This is a genomic window from Halorubrum tebenquichense DSM 14210, assembly GCF_000337415.1.
Lineage (GTDB): Archaea > Halobacteriota > Halobacteria > Halobacteriales > Haloferacaceae > Halorubrum > Halorubrum tebenquichense.
This window is the reverse complement of sequence record NZ_AOJD01000014.1, coordinates 1-15,543: the sequence shown is the minus strand read 5'-3', so window position 1 is coordinate 15,543 and position 15,543 is coordinate 1. Positions and strand designations below refer to the sequence as shown.

At 69.7% G+C, this 15,543-nt stretch carries 18 protein-coding genes; 10 read left to right on the top strand and 8 right to left on the bottom strand.

Going from position 1 to position 15,543, the window contains the following annotated elements:
- The 4 genes from C472_RS01290 to C472_RS01275 form a co-directional block, all read left to right on the top strand.
- The coding region (locus C472_RS01290) for a VOC family protein (protein ID WP_006627973.1) at positions 1-720 on the top strand (720 nt) is incomplete at its 5' end.
- 40 nt (positions 721-760) lie between these two features.
- Positions 761-1,618 carry a TatD family hydrolase gene (locus C472_RS01285; protein ID WP_006627972.1) on the top strand — a complete coding sequence of 286 codons (858 nt, stop codon included), beginning with the start codon at positions 761-763 and terminating at the stop codon, positions 1,616-1,618.
- Positions 1,619-1,702: 84 nt separating this feature from the next.
- Positions 1,703-2,284: a DUF2150 family protein gene (locus C472_RS01280; protein ID WP_006627971.1), complete on the top strand. Its 582-nt coding sequence runs from the start codon at positions 1,703-1,705 to the stop codon at positions 2,282-2,284.
- Between the two features lie 102 nt (positions 2,285-2,386).
- Positions 2,387-2,869 carry a DUF456 family protein gene (locus C472_RS01275; protein WP_006627970.1) on the top strand — a complete coding sequence of 161 codons (483 nt, stop codon included), beginning with the start codon at positions 2,387-2,389 and terminating at the stop codon, positions 2,867-2,869.
- 29 nt (positions 2,870-2,898) lie between these two features.
- On the opposite strand, the gene C472_RS01270 is transcribed toward C472_RS01275, so the two are convergent.
- From C472_RS01270 to C472_RS01255, 4 genes are all read right to left on the bottom strand, one after another.
- Positions 2,899-3,708, bottom strand: coding sequence for a DUF63 family protein (locus C472_RS01270; RefSeq protein WP_006627969.1), 810 nt, complete (start codon positions 3,706-3,708; stop codon positions 2,899-2,901).
- Positions 3,708-4,157, bottom strand: coding sequence for a universal stress protein (locus tag C472_RS01265; protein ID WP_006627968.1), 450 nt, complete (start codon positions 4,155-4,157; stop codon positions 3,708-3,710). The genes C472_RS01270 and C472_RS01265 overlap by 1 nt, the downstream gene beginning before the upstream one ends.
- Positions 4,158-4,244: 87 nt before the next feature.
- Positions 4,245-5,165, bottom strand: a complete 921-nt coding sequence (locus C472_RS01260) for a DNA adenine methylase (protein WP_006627967.1) — start codon at positions 5,163-5,165, stop codon at positions 4,245-4,247.
- Between the two features lie 61 nt (positions 5,166-5,226).
- The gene (locus tag C472_RS01255; RefSeq protein ID WP_006627966.1) at positions 5,227-5,526 is read right to left on the bottom strand and encodes a DUF7344 domain-containing protein; all 300 of its coding nucleotides are present in this window, start codon (positions 5,524-5,526) and stop codon (positions 5,227-5,229) included.
- Positions 5,527-5,864: 338 nt separating this feature from the next.
- Between C472_RS01255 and C472_RS01250 the strand changes: the two genes are divergently transcribed.
- Positions 5,865-6,152: a hypothetical protein gene (locus C472_RS01250; protein ID WP_006627965.1), complete on the top strand. Its 288-nt coding sequence runs from the start codon at positions 5,865-5,867 to the stop codon at positions 6,150-6,152.
- Positions 6,153-6,251: 99 nt separating this feature from the next.
- On the opposite strand, the gene C472_RS01245 is transcribed toward C472_RS01250, so the two are convergent.
- Both C472_RS01245 and C472_RS01240 read right to left on the bottom strand, forming a co-directional pair.
- Positions 6,252-7,328: an NAD(P)/FAD-dependent oxidoreductase gene (locus C472_RS01245; protein ID WP_006627964.1), complete on the bottom strand. Its 1,077-nt coding sequence runs from the start codon at positions 7,326-7,328 to the stop codon at positions 6,252-6,254.
- Between the two features lie 104 nt (positions 7,329-7,432).
- The gene (locus C472_RS01240) at positions 7,433-7,981 is read right to left on the bottom strand and encodes a universal stress protein (protein WP_006627963.1); all 549 of its coding nucleotides are present in this window, start codon (positions 7,979-7,981) and stop codon (positions 7,433-7,435) included.
- 532 nt (positions 7,982-8,513) lie between these two features.
- On the opposite strand from C472_RS01240, the gene C472_RS01235 reads away from it, so the two are divergent.
- The 3 genes from C472_RS01235 to C472_RS01225 all read left to right on the top strand — a co-directional run bounded on the left by C472_RS01235 (position 8,514) and on the right by C472_RS01225 (position 12,029).
- Complete coding sequence (locus tag C472_RS01235; RefSeq protein WP_006627962.1) at positions 8,514-10,229, top strand: L-lactate permease; 1,716 nt, start codon at positions 8,514-8,516, stop codon at positions 10,227-10,229.
- Position 10,230: 1 nt separating this feature from the next.
- Complete coding sequence (locus C472_RS01230) at positions 10,231-10,413, top strand: hypothetical protein (protein ID WP_006627961.1); 183 nt, start codon at positions 10,231-10,233, stop codon at positions 10,411-10,413.
- Positions 10,414-10,622: 209 nt separating this feature from the next.
- Complete coding sequence (locus tag C472_RS01225; RefSeq protein WP_006627960.1) at positions 10,623-12,029, top strand: OFA family MFS transporter; 1,407 nt, start codon at positions 10,623-10,625, stop codon at positions 12,027-12,029.
- 68 nt (positions 12,030-12,097) lie between these two features.
- Here the strand turns inward: C472_RS01225 and C472_RS01220 are convergent, their stop codons facing one another.
- Positions 12,098-12,520 (bottom strand): hypothetical protein, encoded by a 423-nt coding sequence (locus tag C472_RS01220; RefSeq protein WP_006627959.1) that lies wholly within the window; start codon positions 12,518-12,520, stop codon positions 12,098-12,100.
- A 16-nt stretch (positions 12,521-12,536) separates the two neighbouring features.
- On the bottom strand, positions 12,537-13,145 hold the full coding sequence (locus C472_RS01215; protein ID WP_006627958.1) for a class I SAM-dependent methyltransferase: 609 nt from the start codon (positions 13,143-13,145) through the stop codon (positions 12,537-12,539).
- A 119-nt stretch (positions 13,146-13,264) separates the two neighbouring features.
- On the opposite strand from C472_RS01215, the gene C472_RS01210 reads away from it, so the two are divergent.
- Positions 13,265-14,065 carry a pirin family protein gene (locus C472_RS01210; RefSeq protein ID WP_006627957.1) on the top strand — a complete coding sequence of 267 codons (801 nt, stop codon included), beginning with the start codon at positions 13,265-13,267 and terminating at the stop codon, positions 14,063-14,065.
- 381 nt (positions 14,066-14,446) lie between these two features.
- Positions 14,447-14,620, top strand: a complete 174-nt coding sequence (locus tag C472_RS17215) for a hypothetical protein (protein WP_161612592.1) — start codon at positions 14,447-14,449, stop codon at positions 14,618-14,620.
- Positions 14,621-15,543 lie beyond the last annotated feature (923 nt).

Genomic DNA, 15,543 nt, shown 5'->3' with positions numbered 1-15,543 from the left:
GGCGAGACGGTCCTCCCCTTCCGCGACCCCGACGGCCTCCCGGTCGAACTGGCCGAAGTCGAGGTCCCGGACGACGACCCGACGACCGCGTGGACCGCGTTCGTCCCCGAGTCGGCGGCGATCCGCGGGTTCCACTCGGTGACGCTGTGGCTCGACGACGCCGAGCGCACCGAGGGCCTCCTGCGGACGATGGGGCTTACCGAGACGGAGTCGGCGGACGACGCCGGGAGCGACGGCGCGACCGACGCCGACCGGACCCGCTTCGCCGCGAGCGGGCCGGTGGGCAAGTACGTCGACGTGGTCGAGACGGACCGGCAGGGGCGCTCGGGGCGCGGGACGGTCCACCACGTCGCGTTCCAGACGCCGACCGACGCCGACCAGTCCGCGATGCGCGACGCCGTGTCCTCGATGGGGTTACGCCCGACCGAGCAGATCGACCGGCACTGGTTCCGGTCGGTGTACTTCCGGGAGTTCGCGGGCGTCCTCTTCGAACTCGCCACGAGCGACCCCGGCTACGCCAGCGACGAGCCGGCGGACGCGCTCGGCGAGCGGCTGGTGTTGCCGGGGCGGTTCGGCGACCGCCGCGAGCAGATCGAGGCCGGACTCCCGGACGTGACGGTGCCGCGGCCGAAGGGATCCGGCGGATCCGGATCGTCCGAGGAGTCCGGGTCGTCCGCGGAATCCGGGTCGTCGGACGCGTCGGCCGAGGGCGACGACTGAGGACCGATCCTTCTAATCGGGCGCGACCGAACCTCCCCCCATGACAGAGGACCTCGGGACGCCCGTATTGGATAACCACCTCCACCTCGACCCCCGTCACGGCCGCGGGGTCGAGGCCGTCGAGGAGTTCGCCCGGCTCGGCGGCACCCACCTGCTCGTGGTGAACAAGCCCTCGTGGCTCCTCGGCGTCGAGCCGGACGACCCGGAGGACTTCCGCGCCGTCTTCGAGGAGACGCTTGAAACGGTCGCGGCCGCGACGGAGGCCCTTCCGGGCCGCGCGTGGCCCGTCCTCGGCGTCCACCCCGGCCTGATCAGCCGGCTCGTCGACGAGCGCGACTTCTCGCCCGCCGCGGCGCGCGACCTCATGCGCGGCGGGCTGGCGGTCGCGAGCGAGTACGTCGCCGACGGCGACGCGCTGGCGCTGAAGTCCGGGCGGCCCCACTACGACGTGAGCGACGCGGTGTGGGAGGCGTCGAACGCGGTGACGCGGCGCGCGTTCGAACTGGGGGCCGACGCCGACTGCGCGGTCCAGCTCCACACCGAGGCCACCGAGGACCTGACCGACCTCGCGGCGGCCGCGGAGGCGGTCGGCCTCGACCCCTCGAAGGTCGTCAAACACTACGCCGCGGGCGAGCTGGCCGGCGTCACGCCGAGCGTGATGAGCGACAAGGACCGACTGGAGCGCGCCGCCGAGGCGGGCGAGCCGTTCCTGATGGAGACCGACTTCGTCGACGACCCCGACCGGCCCGGGATGGTGCTCGGCCCGAAGACCGTCCCGCGCCGGGTGCGCTGGCTGCTCGAACAGGGGCACGAGGAGGCGGTCCGGCGCGCGCACGTCGAGACTCCGGCCGCGGTGTACGGGATCGACACCGAGGCGACGCTCGAAAGAGAGGCCTGAATCCGGGATTCACGCGGGTGAGACGCGGTCTCGGGCGGCGATCGATAGGAAAGGCATTTGAGTAGTCCGGGCGACGTACGGGACATGACCGACGACGACGCCGTTGAAACGTTCTATACCGACGAACGCTGGCAGAACTGGCTCGACAGGCTGGCGGAGGAGGAGCTGGATCCCGAAAACGAGGACTCCGCGCGGCTCCTCTTGAACCTCCAGGACGACGCGGCGATCGCGGTGGTGAAGGTGCTCGCCGCCTTCGACGACGACCGGATCGACGAGGACCGCGCGGTCGAGGAGGTCCGCGACATCCGCGACATCGTCCTCGCCGACGTCGAGTTCGACGACGAGGACAAGGTGATGCTGATCGACGGCGTTCAGACCTCGCTCGTCCCCGTGTTCTACGCGGCCGAGGAGTACCTCGTCGGCGGCGTCGTCGAGGGCGACGTGAGCGAGTTCGTGCGCGCGGCCGCCGAGGCCGAGGAGGGCGACGACTTAGACGCCGCCTTAGGCTACGTCGTTCAGGCCGGCACGCGCGTCATCGACGGCGAGGCGCTCGACATCGAACTCGTCGAGGACCTCGAGTACGGGCTGGTCTCCGAGTGGGTCAACGGACTCGACTCGCTCCAGTCGGCCATCGAGGACCCGGAAGTCGTCGAGGAAGAGGACTGACGGCGGCGGTCGGACCGCGTTCGTCCCCGGCGGTCGGACCGCGTTCGTCCCCAACGCTCCGTGCGAGTGAACCGTTTTGAACTCCGGCGACCACGACTCCGTATGGCCCTCCCCACCGCCGAACTGGCGATCGCGTTGCTCGTCGTCTGGACGGCGACCGCGTTCGTTCCGTTCGTGCCGAGCGGCGTCCTCTCGGCGCTGACCGTCGTCGGTTACGCGTCCACCACCGGCTTCGCCGATCCGGGTCTCGGCGTGGTGCTCGCGCTCGTCCTCGTCTCGCTTCTGGCCTCGGCCGTGGACCTGTTGTCGGGGATGGTCTCCGGGCGGCTCGGCGGCGCGTCGACCCGGACCGTCGTCGTCGGCACGCTGGTCGGCGTCGTGCTACTGGTTCCGCTCGGTCCGGTCGGCCTCGTCGTCGGGCTGTGCGGCACCGTCTTCCTCGCCGCCCTCTACGAGAACGGCGACGACCCCCGCGCCGCCGCCCGACAGGCGGCGTACGCGGCCGTCGGCGTCCTCGCGAGCGCGTTCGTCCAAGCGGTCCTGCTCGGCGGCGTCGCGGTCGCGTTCGCGCTCTCGGTCCTCTGACCGAAGGCCCGTACCCGAAGGCGACGACCTCACGCCGCGACGGAGAAGAGGACGAGGTTGTGGACCGCCGGGCCGAGCCCCATGGCCGCGACGAAGCCGAGGAGGAGGAACCCCTCTCCGGGGCTCTCGCGGACGTACGCCGCGAAGAGCCAGACGACGGCGGTCGCGACCGCGAGCTTCACGAGGAGGAACAGCCACCCCTCGCCGAGCACCGGGACCGGCGGGAGCCCGCCGAGTTCCAGGAGGAGCCGCGAGACGGGCGTGCGCTCGCCGAAGCCGAGCTGGGTCGTCCCCACCGCGGTCGAGACGCCGTCGAGCGCGTGGCCGAACACCGCGAGCGCGCCGACGCTCCCCGTGATCGCGGTCTCGGGTCGGAGTCGGAGCAGGCCGCCCCACGCCGCGCCCGCGACCGGGAGGGTGACGGCGAGCGCGACCGCCGACCAGCGCGCCCCCTCGGGGGAGAGCCCGGTCACGGCCGCGACCGCGACGACGGGGACGACGAGGAGCGCGCCGGCGGCCGCGAGCCACGCCGCGACCCGGTCCGGGCGGGCGGCGTCGACCGCGAGCCACGCCGCGCCCGCGACCGCGCCCACCGTGAGATAGACGGTCGGCGAGCCGGCGAAGGGGGCCAGGACCGGCGGGAGCGCGTCGACGACGTAGAGGACGTGCCCCGCGGAGCCGAGCGCCATCCACGGGGCGAGCGCGAGGACGCTGCGGCCGGTGACGCGGGGTCGACGGCGGCGGAGCGCGGCGGCGACGCCGCCGGCCGCGAGCAGGACGACGAGGAGGTGCGGCAGGGGCGGGAGCGTCGTGCCCGCGGGGAGGAGACCGCCGACCATCAGACGGACAGCACGGGCTGGCTGGCGTACAGCAGGACGTACTCCGCTGCCTTCCCCAGCACCTCGCCGGGGTCGCCGGAGACCGGCTCGCGCGGGACGACGATGAAGTCGGACGCCAGCTCCTCGGCGGTGTCGAGGACGACGCTGCCGGGATGGACGGTCTTCACCGAGGTGGAGAAGCCGTTCGCGATGGAGTTGCTGTGGGAGACGCCGGCGGCGTCCGCGCGGCGCGCGACCGAGTCGGTGAACGCCTCGGAGTCGTCGGCCACCTCGCTCTCGTCGACCACGCCGTGGTCGATGGCGCGGACGACGTCCTCGTCGAGCACGTACAGCGCGTGGACGCTCGCGTCGTACTCGCTCGCGAGCGCGATGGCGTAATCGACCGCCTCGTGTGACTCCTCGCTGCCGTCGACGGGCACGAGGACGAGGTCGATGTCGAGATCGGTCATACCCGACCCGTCGGCGGGGGAGGGCAAAAAGCCCGCCCCATGCGGTCGGCTCCACCTGTCACGGACCGGTCCGCCGTACCGCGCGCGTCAGAAGCCGGTGAGTTCGCGCTGGCCCGCCTCGCCCCGCTCGGCGGGCCGGACGTTGGTCGCGACGATCTCGTCGACCGCGTCGCGGCCGTCGGCGTCGCTGTTGATCGAGCGGGTCGCGTCCTCGCGGTCGACGCGGAAGCCGGCGTCGGCGTACGCGTCGTACATCACGCCGCTGTTCGAGAGGACGACCCAGACGCCGGCGTCGTCGAGGTCGCCCGCGACCTCCAGCAGCCGGCGCTGGTCCTCGCGGTCGAAGCCCGAGGCGCTGTACTCGTTGAAGTCCGCGGTCGCGCTCATCGGCTCGTACGGGGGATCGAAGTAGACCAGATCCCCCGGGTCGGCGGCGTCGACGACGTACGCGAAGTCGTCGTTGCGGATCTCGGCGTCGGCGAGCAGGTCGCTCGCGTGCCGGATCCGGTCGCGCTGGACCCAGTCCGGGTCGGCGTACCGCCCGATCGGGACGTTGAACCCGCCGTCGGCGTTCTCGCGGTACAGGCCGTTGTAACAGGTCCGGTTGAGGTACAGGAGGAGCGCCGCCTCCGTGAGCGGGTCGAACTCTCCTTCGTACGGGCGGCGGTTGAACCGCGCGCGCTGCTGGTAGTAGTAGGCGTCCACCTCTCGGCCGCGGGCGGTCTCGTCGGCGTACGGGAGGTCCGGGTCCGGGTCGCCCTCGGGGTCGTCGAACGCCGCGAGCCGCGCGATCAGTTCCTCGGGGCGGTCGCGGACCTGCTCGTAGAAGTTCACGAGCCGCGGGTTCGCGTCGTTGACCGTCGCGGGAGCGGGCTCCAAGTCGAAGAAGACGGCACCGCCGCCGACGAACGGCTCGTGGTACCGCCCGAAGGCGGCCGGGAAGCGGGCGTACAGCTCGTCGAGCAGCTGGCGCTTCCCGCCGGCCCACTTCAGGATCGGCTCGGCCATCGCTGTCGGGTGTCGCCCGCGGCCGGGGATAAACGTCTCGGGCCGCGTCCGCGCCGAGCGGTCAGTCGTCGGAGGACGTCGACTCCGGCAGCGGGAGGTCGCCGACGTGGTCGGCGGCCTCCTCGAAGTTCGGTCCGGGCTCGATGGTTCCGGCCTCGCGGTCCCACTCGATGTAGCCCGCCTCCTCTAAGGCCGGGAGGTGCGTCTCGCGGAGTTCGGCCGCGATCTCGTCGGCCCGCCCGCGAACGCGCAGATCCGCGACCGTCTCGACGGTGCCGTCCGCGAGGCCGGCGACCGCGCGCTTGCGCTCCGACGCCGTGAGGACGACCGCTGGATCGGTGGTGGGAGTGTCGAGTGTCATCGTGTGGCTGTCCGTATCTACGGGAGGCATCGGATCGAAATAAAAGCACCGCCGAGCGCGGAACGGGACCGCGGCCGTCGAAGACCGACCGCGGGGTCGACGACGGGACCGCGAGCGCCCAGTCCGCCCGTCGATAACGCCCGATCACGGCACCGATCGAGACCGCAACTTGCCGGAAGTCACAAATTTACGAGAAGTATACCAACGCGCACCATGGTACACCTTACACCGCATGAACAACCGTTTTAGAACCTCTGATGGAGAGTGGTGTGGTACCACTTCTCAAAACCTATTTGGAAAGTGAAAGGTTTTAGTCGTCGGAGAGCCTACGGTGAGATATGTACCAAGGCTCTATCACCTCGGCGGAGCAGCACCGGACCGCCGGATCCGAATCGCCGCCCGCCGGACGCTCCCCGCTGGGGACGCTCGCGTACTTAGCGCTCGTCGTCGTCCCGTTCGTCGCGCTCGCGTACCCGGTTGCCACCGTCGCGCTGCTGACCGGCACCGTCGCGCTCGCCGTCCTCTCGCGGTCCGTCCTGCGGACCCTGCGACGACGCAGCGGTCGCGTCCGGACGCTCACGCTCCCCGGACTGGGGACCGTCGAGTACCGCATCACGACGAAATAAACGCGACCGTCCGGGCTTCGCGCCCCGTCGCCGCACCGCTTTCGAAAATATCCCTTCTCCGACCGCGACGCGGTCGCCCGCGTCGCAGTCGCCCGTTCTTCAGATCCCGTACGCGACGCGTTCGCCGACGTCGAGTCCGTTCGCGAGCGCGGCGTGGAGGCGACCCTCGCCCGCGACCCAGTCGCCGAGGAGGTACAGCCCCGCGTCCCGCGCCGAGTCGACCGGCCCGGCGTCGACGCCGCCCTCGGGGAGCGCGTAGCGCCACCCCTGATGGTCGGTCCACGCCGGGTCGGCGAGCCGCTCGTCGCCGAGGATGTCGGCTGTGTGTGCCGCCAGCGCGGCGACGTTCTCGGCCGGGTCGTCGTCGTAGTGCGCCGCCGACCACGCGTCGCTCGCCTGAACGACGAGCAGCGTCTCCCCGTCGGGGACGTGACCGGCCTTACACTCCTCGCGGGAGATCCAGCCGACCGCGTGCTCCTTGTCCGTGTTGACGAGCGCGTAGTACGGGACGTCGAGCGCGAACGGGTAGTGTAACACCGCGGTCCAGACGCTGCCGTACTCGACCGCGCCGATCGCCTCGACGAGCGTCTCCCGGAGCGGGTCGTCCCACTCGGCCGTCCGGAGCAGGTCGGCGGTCTGCGGGGCCGGGGGATTCAGCAGGAGGGCGTCGAACGGGCCGTGCGTCTCCCCGTCGGCGTCGTCGACTTCCCAGCGGCCGCCGTCGGCCGCGCCGCCGCCGTCGGCCGCGCCCGTCCCGTCCACCCGGCGGACCGTCTCGACGCGGGTCCGGCGGTGGACCGTCGCGTCGGTGCGGCCGAACAGCCGCTTCGCGATCTGCGTGAGCCCCCGCCGGTAGCTCCACTTGTGCTCGTCGGCGTCGCGGCCCGGCGAAACTTCCTCGTCAGCGTCGAAGGTGTACACCGGCTCGCTCGCGTCCACGAGCCCCTCGTCGTCGAGCGTCTCCGTGATCAGTTCGACGACGCGGTCGTCGTCGCTCTTCAGGTAGTTCGCCCCGTAGTCGTACGTGAGGTCGTCGTGGCGGCGGGTCGCCGCGCGCCCGCACAGCCCTCCGGACTTCTCTACGACGGTCACGTCCGCGTCGGGCACGGTCCGGTCGATGACGAACGCCGCCGCGGCCGCCCCGGCACCCGCGCCGACGATGCCTACGTCAGTCACACCGATCGTTGGGGCCGCGGTCACTTAACCGGTCGCGTGCGGCGCGGACGCCCGCTCGGGACGGGCCGAAAGGAAGGAGAGAAGTCGAGGAGTGATCGTCTCGGTCAGTCGTCGTCGGGGCCGACGACGAGCACCGGGGCGTCGGCCCCGCGCTGGAGCCGCCCCGGAAGCGGATCCGGGTGGATGAGCCGGTCGAGACCCGTCCGACGGGCCGAACCGACCACGATCAGGTCGGCGTCGTGCGCCGCCGCGAAGTCGATCGCCTCCTCGTGGGCGGCTCCGTAGCGGAACCACTTCTCCACGTCGACCCCGGCGGCCGCGCCGCGCTCCTCGACGGACTCGACGAGATCCTCGCCGGTCCGCTCGCGACGCTCGACGACCACGTCCCAGTCGGTCGCCGTGTCGACGACGTACAGCGCGTCGACCGCCGCGCCGTGGGTCACCGCGAGCTCGACGCCGGTCGCCGCGGCGGCGCGGCCCGCGGGACCGTCGTCGGTGACGACCAGCACGCGGTCGAAGACGGACCCGCCGACGCCCGTCGGGTCCGAGCCGGCCGCCGCGGGGCTCCGGGCGTCGGCCCGGCTCGCGGCGGCGGTGCTGGACGCGTTCGGGGCTTCGTTCGTCGGGTCGGTCGGGTCGGCGTCGGCGGACATGGCGTGTGGACGGCGCGTCTCGGCGGATCGAGCGCGCCTCGTTCGGTTCTGAGTACGGTCGGTTATCATTTAACGATTTTCGACAGGATAGACGATTATCATTATTCACCGCGCTTTTCCCGCACAAACGGGAGTCTCTCGGACAGAAAGTCACACGATCATGCGTGTGAACATCCGGCAAACGAAACGCCGGAGAACGAGGCGAGCAAGACGCGGGACTACCGGACCCCGCCGAGACGCGCGGACCCGGAGCGGCCGCTCCGGGTCCCGAACGTTCTCCCACTCGAAACCGAGATGACGTCCGGAATCGATCGGCACGCTCGGTTTCCTAATACGTCCTTCCAGAAGAATACCACATCGTCACACGACCATTGTGTATTATGCGTGACTTTTTGTTACTTGTCCCGAATCGGTTCGCCGTCGATGTTGGAAGTGATAATCGGCGGGAGCGGAACTGATCGAACAGGTTCAGACACGCGCATATACTGGACGAACTCGCAGTCTCAGGGGACCACCCCGACCGGAACGAGGGGTGTACGCGTTGCTGCCAGTTAGTCCGCTGTACGCGGGCCTCGCGCTGGTCCCGCTCGCGCTGCTGCTGTTCACGCTCGTGGTGTTGCGGTGGCGCGCCCACGAGGCGGCGTCGGTCGGGATGTTCGCCGCGGCCGCGGTGGCGCTGGCCGCGTACGGGCTGTCCCCGGAGGCGCTGTCGGTCGCGAGCGGGAAGGGCGTCTGGGACGCGGTGTTCGTGCTGTACGTCATCGTCCCCGCGCTCGTCTTCTACCACGTGATCGAGCGGGCCGACGGATTCGAGGCGCTGCGGACGCGGATCACGGCGTTCACCGAGAACGAGCTGTTCTTAGTGTTGGCGTTCGGCTGGGTGTTCGTCTCGTTCATGCAGTCGATCTCCGGGTTCGGGACGCCAATCGTCGTGGTCGCGCCGCTGCTGCTCGCGCTCGGCGTGAAGCCCGTGTACTCGGTCGCGATCCCGCTCGTCGGCCACGCGTGGGCCAACACGTTCGGCACGCTCGGCGTCGCGTGGCTCGCGCTGGTCCAAGTGGTGGAGATGCAAAGCGTCGCGGCGACCGCGCTGGCGCTCGGCGTCCTGCTGTGGATCCCGAACCTCGTCGGCGGGCTCTCGATCGCGTGGCTCTACGGCCGCTGGGAGGCCGTCCGCTACGCGTTCCCCATGGTCGCCGTCGTCTCGCTTATCCACGGCGGGGGGCAGCTGGCCGCGGTGACGGTGATCCCGCCGGAGTTCGCGAACTTCTTCGCGGCGTCGGTGGGGCTGCTCGCGCTCGCGCCGCTGGCGGCGTGGAGCCGCTACGCGACCCCGACGGACGCCATCGAGCGCCGGCCGGTGATGGCGGAGTCGATCGCCGCGACCGACGCCGACGGGAGCTCCCCGACCGCCGTCGCGGACGGCGGGACGGCGACGGCCGCGGACGCGGCGGACCCCGCGGATGACGGGCTGATGAGCCTCCCGATGGCGGCGCTGCCGTTCGTCGCGCTCGCGGCCGCGGCGTTCGTCACCGCGGTCGTGACGCCGCTCTCGGACGCGCTCGGGTCGATCCAGGTCGGCCTCTCGTTCCCCGAGATCGCGACGTCGTTCGGCGTCGTCACCGAGGCGACCGCCCCGTACTCCCCGTTCTCGCCGCTGACGCACCCGGGGACGTTCCTGCTCCTCAGCGCGCTCGTCGCCTTCGTCGTCTACCGGCGGAAGGGCCACTACGAGGCGGCCACCGCCCGGGCGGACGAGCCGCGGGAGGCGTTCTCGCGCACCGTCCTCGCGACCGCGATCCCGGCGTCGATCGCGGTCGTCTCCTTCCTCGTCATGGCGAAGGTGATGGACCACAGCGGGCAGGTGCTCGTGCTCGCGGAGAGCGCCGCGAACGTCGCGACGCCGGCGACGTACGGCTTCTTCTCGCCGCTCATCGGGTCGCTGGGCGCGTTCATGACCTCCAGTAACACGGCGTCGAACATCCTGTTCGGCGGGCTCCAACAGCAGACCGCCGCGCAGCTCGGCGGGCTCTCCGAACCGCTGATCCTCGCCGGCCAGAGCGCGGGCGGGGCGATCGGGAACGCGATCTCGCCCGGGAACGTCATCCTCGGGACGACGGCGGCCGGCATCGTCGGCCGGGAGGGCGACGTGCTCCGGGTGACCATCCCCTGGGTCGCGCTCGTCGGGGCGCTCGTCGGTCTGGTCATCGTCGCGCTGAACGCCGCCGGACTGCTGGGGGTGGCCTGAGATGGACGTTCTGCGCCGGTACACGCTCGCGTTCGCGCTCATGGCGCTGTCGCTGCCGGCCGTCAGCTACGGCGCTTCGGCGGGGATCGCGGCCGCGTGGGGCGTCGGGATCGCGATGTTGTTCGTCGGCGGGCTCGTCCCGCCGGCGGTGCGGTTCGCGGCCGCGGACCCGGACGCGATCTGAGCCGGACCGGTCCCTCCGGGGGACCGCGAGCGACCCCCGATGCCGGGGGCTGAGTCGTCCGCCCCGACCGGGAGCAAGAACGACCGCAACGACGCGTTTTAATCGGTGAGTGCGATGAGTATCGGACGAGCCGCCGCGACGGCAGACGACGGACCAGACGCCATGACACGGATTAACACCACGGACGCGACGGACGGGGACCGACGACGATGAGTGAGCCCGGGGATTCGAGCGCGGATCCGGAGCCGGACGCCGACGGATCGGCCGGGAATCCGGAGTCCGACCCCGAGGGCGAGGCGTCGCGGGGCGGCGTCGACTACGCCGGGCGCGCCGCCGACGTGCTCGGCTTCTCGCGGTGGTGGCAGATCGCCGCCGCGGCCGGGATGATGGCCGCGGTGAGCCCGTACCAGTACGTCTGGTCGTCGATCGAGCAGCCGCTCGCGGACAGCCTCGACATCGCGCTGCCGGCGCTGGGCGCGGTGTTCTCGTTTTACGTCGTGTTCCAGTCGCTCTCGCAGTTCCCCGCGGGGAAGTGGCGCGACAGCCGCGGGCCGGGCGCGATCACGTTCCTCGCCGCGCTGCTGGCCGGCGGCGGGTACATCGGGCTGGCGTACGCGACGAGCCTCTGGCAGCTGTACCTGCTGTACTCGCTGGGCGCGATCGGCGTCGGAATCGTCTACACCGTCGCGGTCAACACCGCGGTCAAGTGGTTCCCGGACCGGACGGGGCTGACGACCGGCGTCGGGACGATGGCGTTCGCCGCCGGGAGCGCGCTGGTCGTCCCGTACGTCCGCGCGAACGCGACCGTGGCGGCCTACTCCGACGTGCTCCGGAACATCGGGATCGGCATCTTAGTCGTGACGCTCGTCGGCTCGTTCCTCCTCCGGGACCCGCCGAAAGACTGGTTGGACCGGCACGGGGACGGCGAGGGCGGCGAGGGCGACGAGAACGGCGGAGGCACCGGGAACGACGACCTCGCCGCCTCGATCCGCGGCCGTAACTACACCTCACGGGAGATGCTCTCGACGTGGCAGTTCTGGGTGCTGTACGCGATGTTCATCGCGATGGCGAGCGCGGACCTCCTCGTCATCGCGAACGTGGTCCGGTTCGCGGAGAACTTCGGGCTGGCGGCCCTCGTCGCGACGCTCTCCGCGACGCTCCTCCCGGTCGCCGCGGGCGTCTCGCGGCTGATCCTCGGCGAGGCGATCGACCGGTTCGACCGCAAGCGCGTGATGGCCGGGTCCTTCATCCTCGCCGGGCTCTTCCGGGTCGGACTGGTGGGAGCCGGGCGGACGGGCAGCGGGGCCGTCTTCGTCGCGTTCGTCCTCGGCGCGATGTTCTTCTCCTCGCCGCTTTTCGTCTACTTCCCGTCGCTGCTCACGGACTACTACGGCGCGGCCAACTCCTCGGGCAACTACGCCGTGCTGTACACCGCGAAGGTCGGCGGCGGCGTCTTCGCCGGCACCGTCGCCGGCTACCTCGTCGCGACGTTCGGCTGGACCCCCACGTTCGTCCTCGGCGGCGGCCTCGCGGTCGCCGCGGGGCTCGCGGTGTTCGTCCTCCGCCCGCCGAGCGGCTCCGGGCTGGAGTCGGCCGAGCCGGCGGCCGCGGACTGAGCGGGACGCCGAGCGGGTGGCACCCCGCACTGTCTCCGCTCTCGATTTCCCACCCTTCCTCCCCTCCGTCACGACCCCGAGCGCGCCGCTCGACGAACGGCGAGCGACCAGAGTCCGAGCGCGACGCCGCCGGCGGTGAGGACGCGGTTGACGCCCGTCGGGGCGAGTTCGAACGGCGTGAACGCGGGGGCCTGCGAGGCGTGGAGGAGGAAGCCGGCCGCGACCGCGACGGCGACCGATCGGGGTCGCGGGATCCGCGAGTCGGTGTCCGCGTCTCGGCCCGCCGAGGTGAGCACCCGGTCCCCGGAGGCGACGAGGAGGAGGTGTCCGGCTCCGAACACGGCCCCGAGCGCGACCGAGCCGGCGAGGTCGACGGCGACGCTCGCCTCGAACGACCGGTACCAGAGGACGTGCGTGAGCCGCGCCGCCACGCCGAGGATCGCGACGAGCGCGAGGTCGACGACGACGGCCGCGATCCGGCGCGGCGTCACGGGGCGGCTCCGGTCGTCACGGGAGCGACCCCACCGCGGCGTAGAAGGGATCTTCGCCCGAGCGCTCGGCGATCCGCTCGGAGGCGGCGAACCCGCCGGCGTCGAGGTAACGCTCGACCAGATCGGCCCGCTCGGGCATCGAGGCGGCCCGCCACGCGCGGACGGCCTTCGTCGGGAACATCCGGTTCGAGAAGCTCACGACGACCGTCCCGCCGGGCGCGAGGACGCGGGCGAACTCCGCGAACGTCGGTCCGGGGTACTGGAGGTACTGGACCGACAGCGCACAGCAGACGACGTCGAAGGCGTCGTCGGCGAACGGGAGCGACTGCTCGGCGTTGAGGTCGCGGACGACGAACTCGTCGAGCCGGTCGTTGGCGGCCAGCTCCGCCTCGTTGAGGCCGTGCCCGACGACCCGGTCGTACTCGACCGCCGGCAGGTGCGACACCCAACTGCTCATGGCGTCGAGGACGCGGTCGCCCGGATCGGTCACGGAGGCGTACAGGGCCGTCAGCCGCTCCAGGAAGGCGTCGTCCGCGTGGGTGACGTACCGCGGCTCGTCGTAGAACGTCCCGTCGGGGCGGTCGTCGCGCTTCCGCCGGTCGCGGTCCGAGAGAACGGTCGTCACGGTACCGGAACCCGGGGCTCCGGGAACAAGAGGTCGTCGCCGTCGGCGGCGTGAGCGCGGCTCGCGGGCGCTCACCGCCACCGGACGGTTTTTTGCCGCACGGATTTTACCAGTTGGTAATGGAATCCACTACCGCCGCCGACCGCGACCTCTTTCCGGCCCCCCGTTCGGAGGTCTTCCGGAACCAGGGGAAGTTCCGCACTCGGTTCAACTTCCCCGGGCGAAACCTCCCCGATCACGACGACCACGGCTACGGGCCGCTCTCGACGGTCGTCGAGTCGTTCATGGACCCGGGCACGCTGATCCGGATGCACCAGCACCGCGACGAGGAGATCGTCTCGTGGGTGCCCGCGGGCGTGATGCGCCACGACGACCGCGAGGGGAACGAACTCGTCACCGACCCCGAACACCTCCTCGTGATGAACGCCGGCTCCGGCTTCTGGCACGCCGAGGAGACGCTCGCCGACGACCCGCCGCTCCGCATGCTCCAGATATTCGTCCGGCCGCAGGAGCTCGGCTTAGAGCCCGGCATCCAGCACGGCCCGCTGCCGGATCCCGAGCCGAACGAGTGGCGGCGCGTGTTCGCGCCCGCGGGCTCCGACCACCCGTTTACCGTGCGCAACGCGGTCGACTGCTTCGACGTCCGCCTCGACGCGGACGCGGGTGCGACGCTGCCCGAGACCGAGGGGAGGGACGCCTACGTGTACGTCTTCGAGGGGTCGGTCGGCGTCGGCGGCGACCCCGCCTCCGCGGGAGACGAGCCGACCGACGGCGTCACGCTCGACGAGACGGAGAGCGTCGTCTGGACCGGCGGCGGCGACCCGCCGACCGTGACCGCGGGCGAGGAGGGGGCGACCGTCGTGGCGTTCCTGATCGACCCCGACGCGCCCGTGACGCGGCAGGGCACGATCGGGCGGTAGTCGAGTCGGCTGTCGGTAAGCGATGCGGTGGCGCGTGCCTGCGAGGCCGCCTCGCGGCCGAGCAGCACGCGCGAGGGAGTCGGCGGTCCGAAGCGAAGCGGAGGACCGGCGACGAGGCTGGGGAGGCGTGAGGTGCTGTGCGGGGTGGGAATCGAAGGGGCAGCCGGGAGGATGGCGCAGGCGACGTAAGCACCGCAAGGAGCGAGTGAAACGAGCGACTGAGGAGCGCAGCGAGCGTGCGCCATCCTCCCGGCTGGGGCTTCGGTGGTCGTGTCGATCACTCGGGAATAACCAGAAGCACTATCGTATCTTTGCGCTCCCCGACGGGTCCGATCTCGATCGGCCGAAACACCTTAGGCGGAGGCGTCAGCACGGATCCGCGTGACCGAATCGGAGCCGGAACGGTGTTCGAGACCGAGCGCCGTCGACATCCTCTTTCCGCTGGTGTTCTCCTCGCTCGTCGGAGGGTTGTTCTTCGGTGTGTTCGGCGCGGCGATCGGCGGAGCCCTCGGGGCGACCGTCGGCGGACTCGTCGGCAACAGCGACGGGCTGTAGATACGGTATGTGCGGGCTCTATCGTTCGAGTTGACTCTGTTAAAATCTCGTTTGAACGTATTTGCGTTTGGAACAGCCGGATGATTGAGAGGCCGAATACAGCAGATTCAGTTCACGTGTTCCGATCGAATTGAGTTGAATTATCTAATCGAATGGCGTGTAAACTGACCGATTCACGTCAGGAACATAAACGGAATTGCGAGAAGAGCCCCGATAAATACGAGTGTAGAGAATACGTTCCACGATTGAGTGGTTATACTGTAAAGTAAGCTCACAAGAATGAAAATATATCCAACAAAGACGAGAGATAATATCGTCCCCCTATTGAGGAGTCTATCTTCTCTTCCATTTCTCATTAACGTACTATCACTTCAGTGAGGAGAATTAAAAATGTTGTTCGACCAAATTGTGGCTCTGTTGAAATCCTATTTATCAGACATAAACTCACGTGAAAACTGTCCTCTCAGCGATGCAAACACAGCGGCAGTTACTCAGGTTCNGGCTCTGTTGAAATCCTATTTATCAGACATAAACTCACGTGAAAACTGTCCTCTCAGCGATGCAAACACAGCGGCAGTTACTCAGGTTCGGGAAGAGGCCGCCTTATCAATGCCAATATAGAATACCGCTGTCAACGCGAGAGTCAGAATCAACCCTACAACGATCGGCAAAAGGCCGGTCGGGTCGGGAGTAGGGATGAACGCGACAGAAAACCCGACGAACAACCCGAGTACGACGGATAAGAGAAATTGAACGAACCGGTACATATCCAAAAGATCCGTAGGGTACATGATAAGATTGCTGGGACAAATCATCTGTCGACCTCTATTCAATCCCCACCTCTGCTAATCGATCTGAGAATATCCTATGCTGAGCGATTGAGGGTGTGAAACTATCAATTGCTGAGGATTTCAACAAAGCCC

Bases quoted from the DNA above. Each gene is read 5' to 3' on its own strand.
- C472_RS01230 (WP_006627961.1), top strand. From the start codon at position 10,231: ATGGACGTTCTGCGCCGGTACACGCTCGCGTTCGCGCTCATGGCGCTG.
- C472_RS01225 (WP_006627960.1), top strand. From the start codon at position 10,623: ATGAGTGAGCCCGGGGATTCGAGCGCGGATCCGGAGCCGGACGCCGAC.
- C472_RS01280 (WP_006627971.1), top strand. From the start codon at position 1,703: ATGACCGACGACGACGCCGTTGAAACGTTCTATACCGACGAACGCTGG.
- C472_RS01240 (WP_006627963.1), bottom strand. From the start codon at position 7,981: ATGTCCGCCGACGCCGACCCGACCGACCCGACGAACGAAGCCCCGAAC.
- C472_RS01275 (WP_006627970.1), top strand. From the start codon at position 2,387: ATGGCCCTCCCCACCGCCGAACTGGCGATCGCGTTGCTCGTCGTCTGG.
- C472_RS01210 (WP_006627957.1), top strand. From the start codon at position 13,265: ATGGAATCCACTACCGCCGCCGACCGCGACCTCTTTCCGGCCCCCCGT.
- C472_RS01255 (WP_006627966.1), bottom strand. From the start codon at position 5,526: ATGACACTCGACACTCCCACCACCGATCCAGCGGTCGTCCTCACGGCG.
- C472_RS01260 (WP_006627967.1), bottom strand. From the start codon at position 5,165: ATGGCCGAGCCGATCCTGAAGTGGGCCGGCGGGAAGCGCCAGCTGCTC.
- C472_RS01270 (WP_006627969.1), bottom strand. From the start codon at position 3,708: ATGGTCGGCGGTCTCCTCCCCGCGGGCACGACGCTCCCGCCCCTGCCG.
- C472_RS01250 (WP_006627965.1), top strand. From the start codon at position 5,865: ATGTACCAAGGCTCTATCACCTCGGCGGAGCAGCACCGGACCGCCGGA.
- C472_RS01285 (WP_006627972.1), top strand. From the start codon at position 761: ATGACAGAGGACCTCGGGACGCCCGTATTGGATAACCACCTCCACCTC.
- C472_RS01265 (WP_006627968.1), bottom strand. From the start codon at position 4,157: ATGACCGATCTCGACATCGACCTCGTCCTCGTGCCCGTCGACGGCAGC.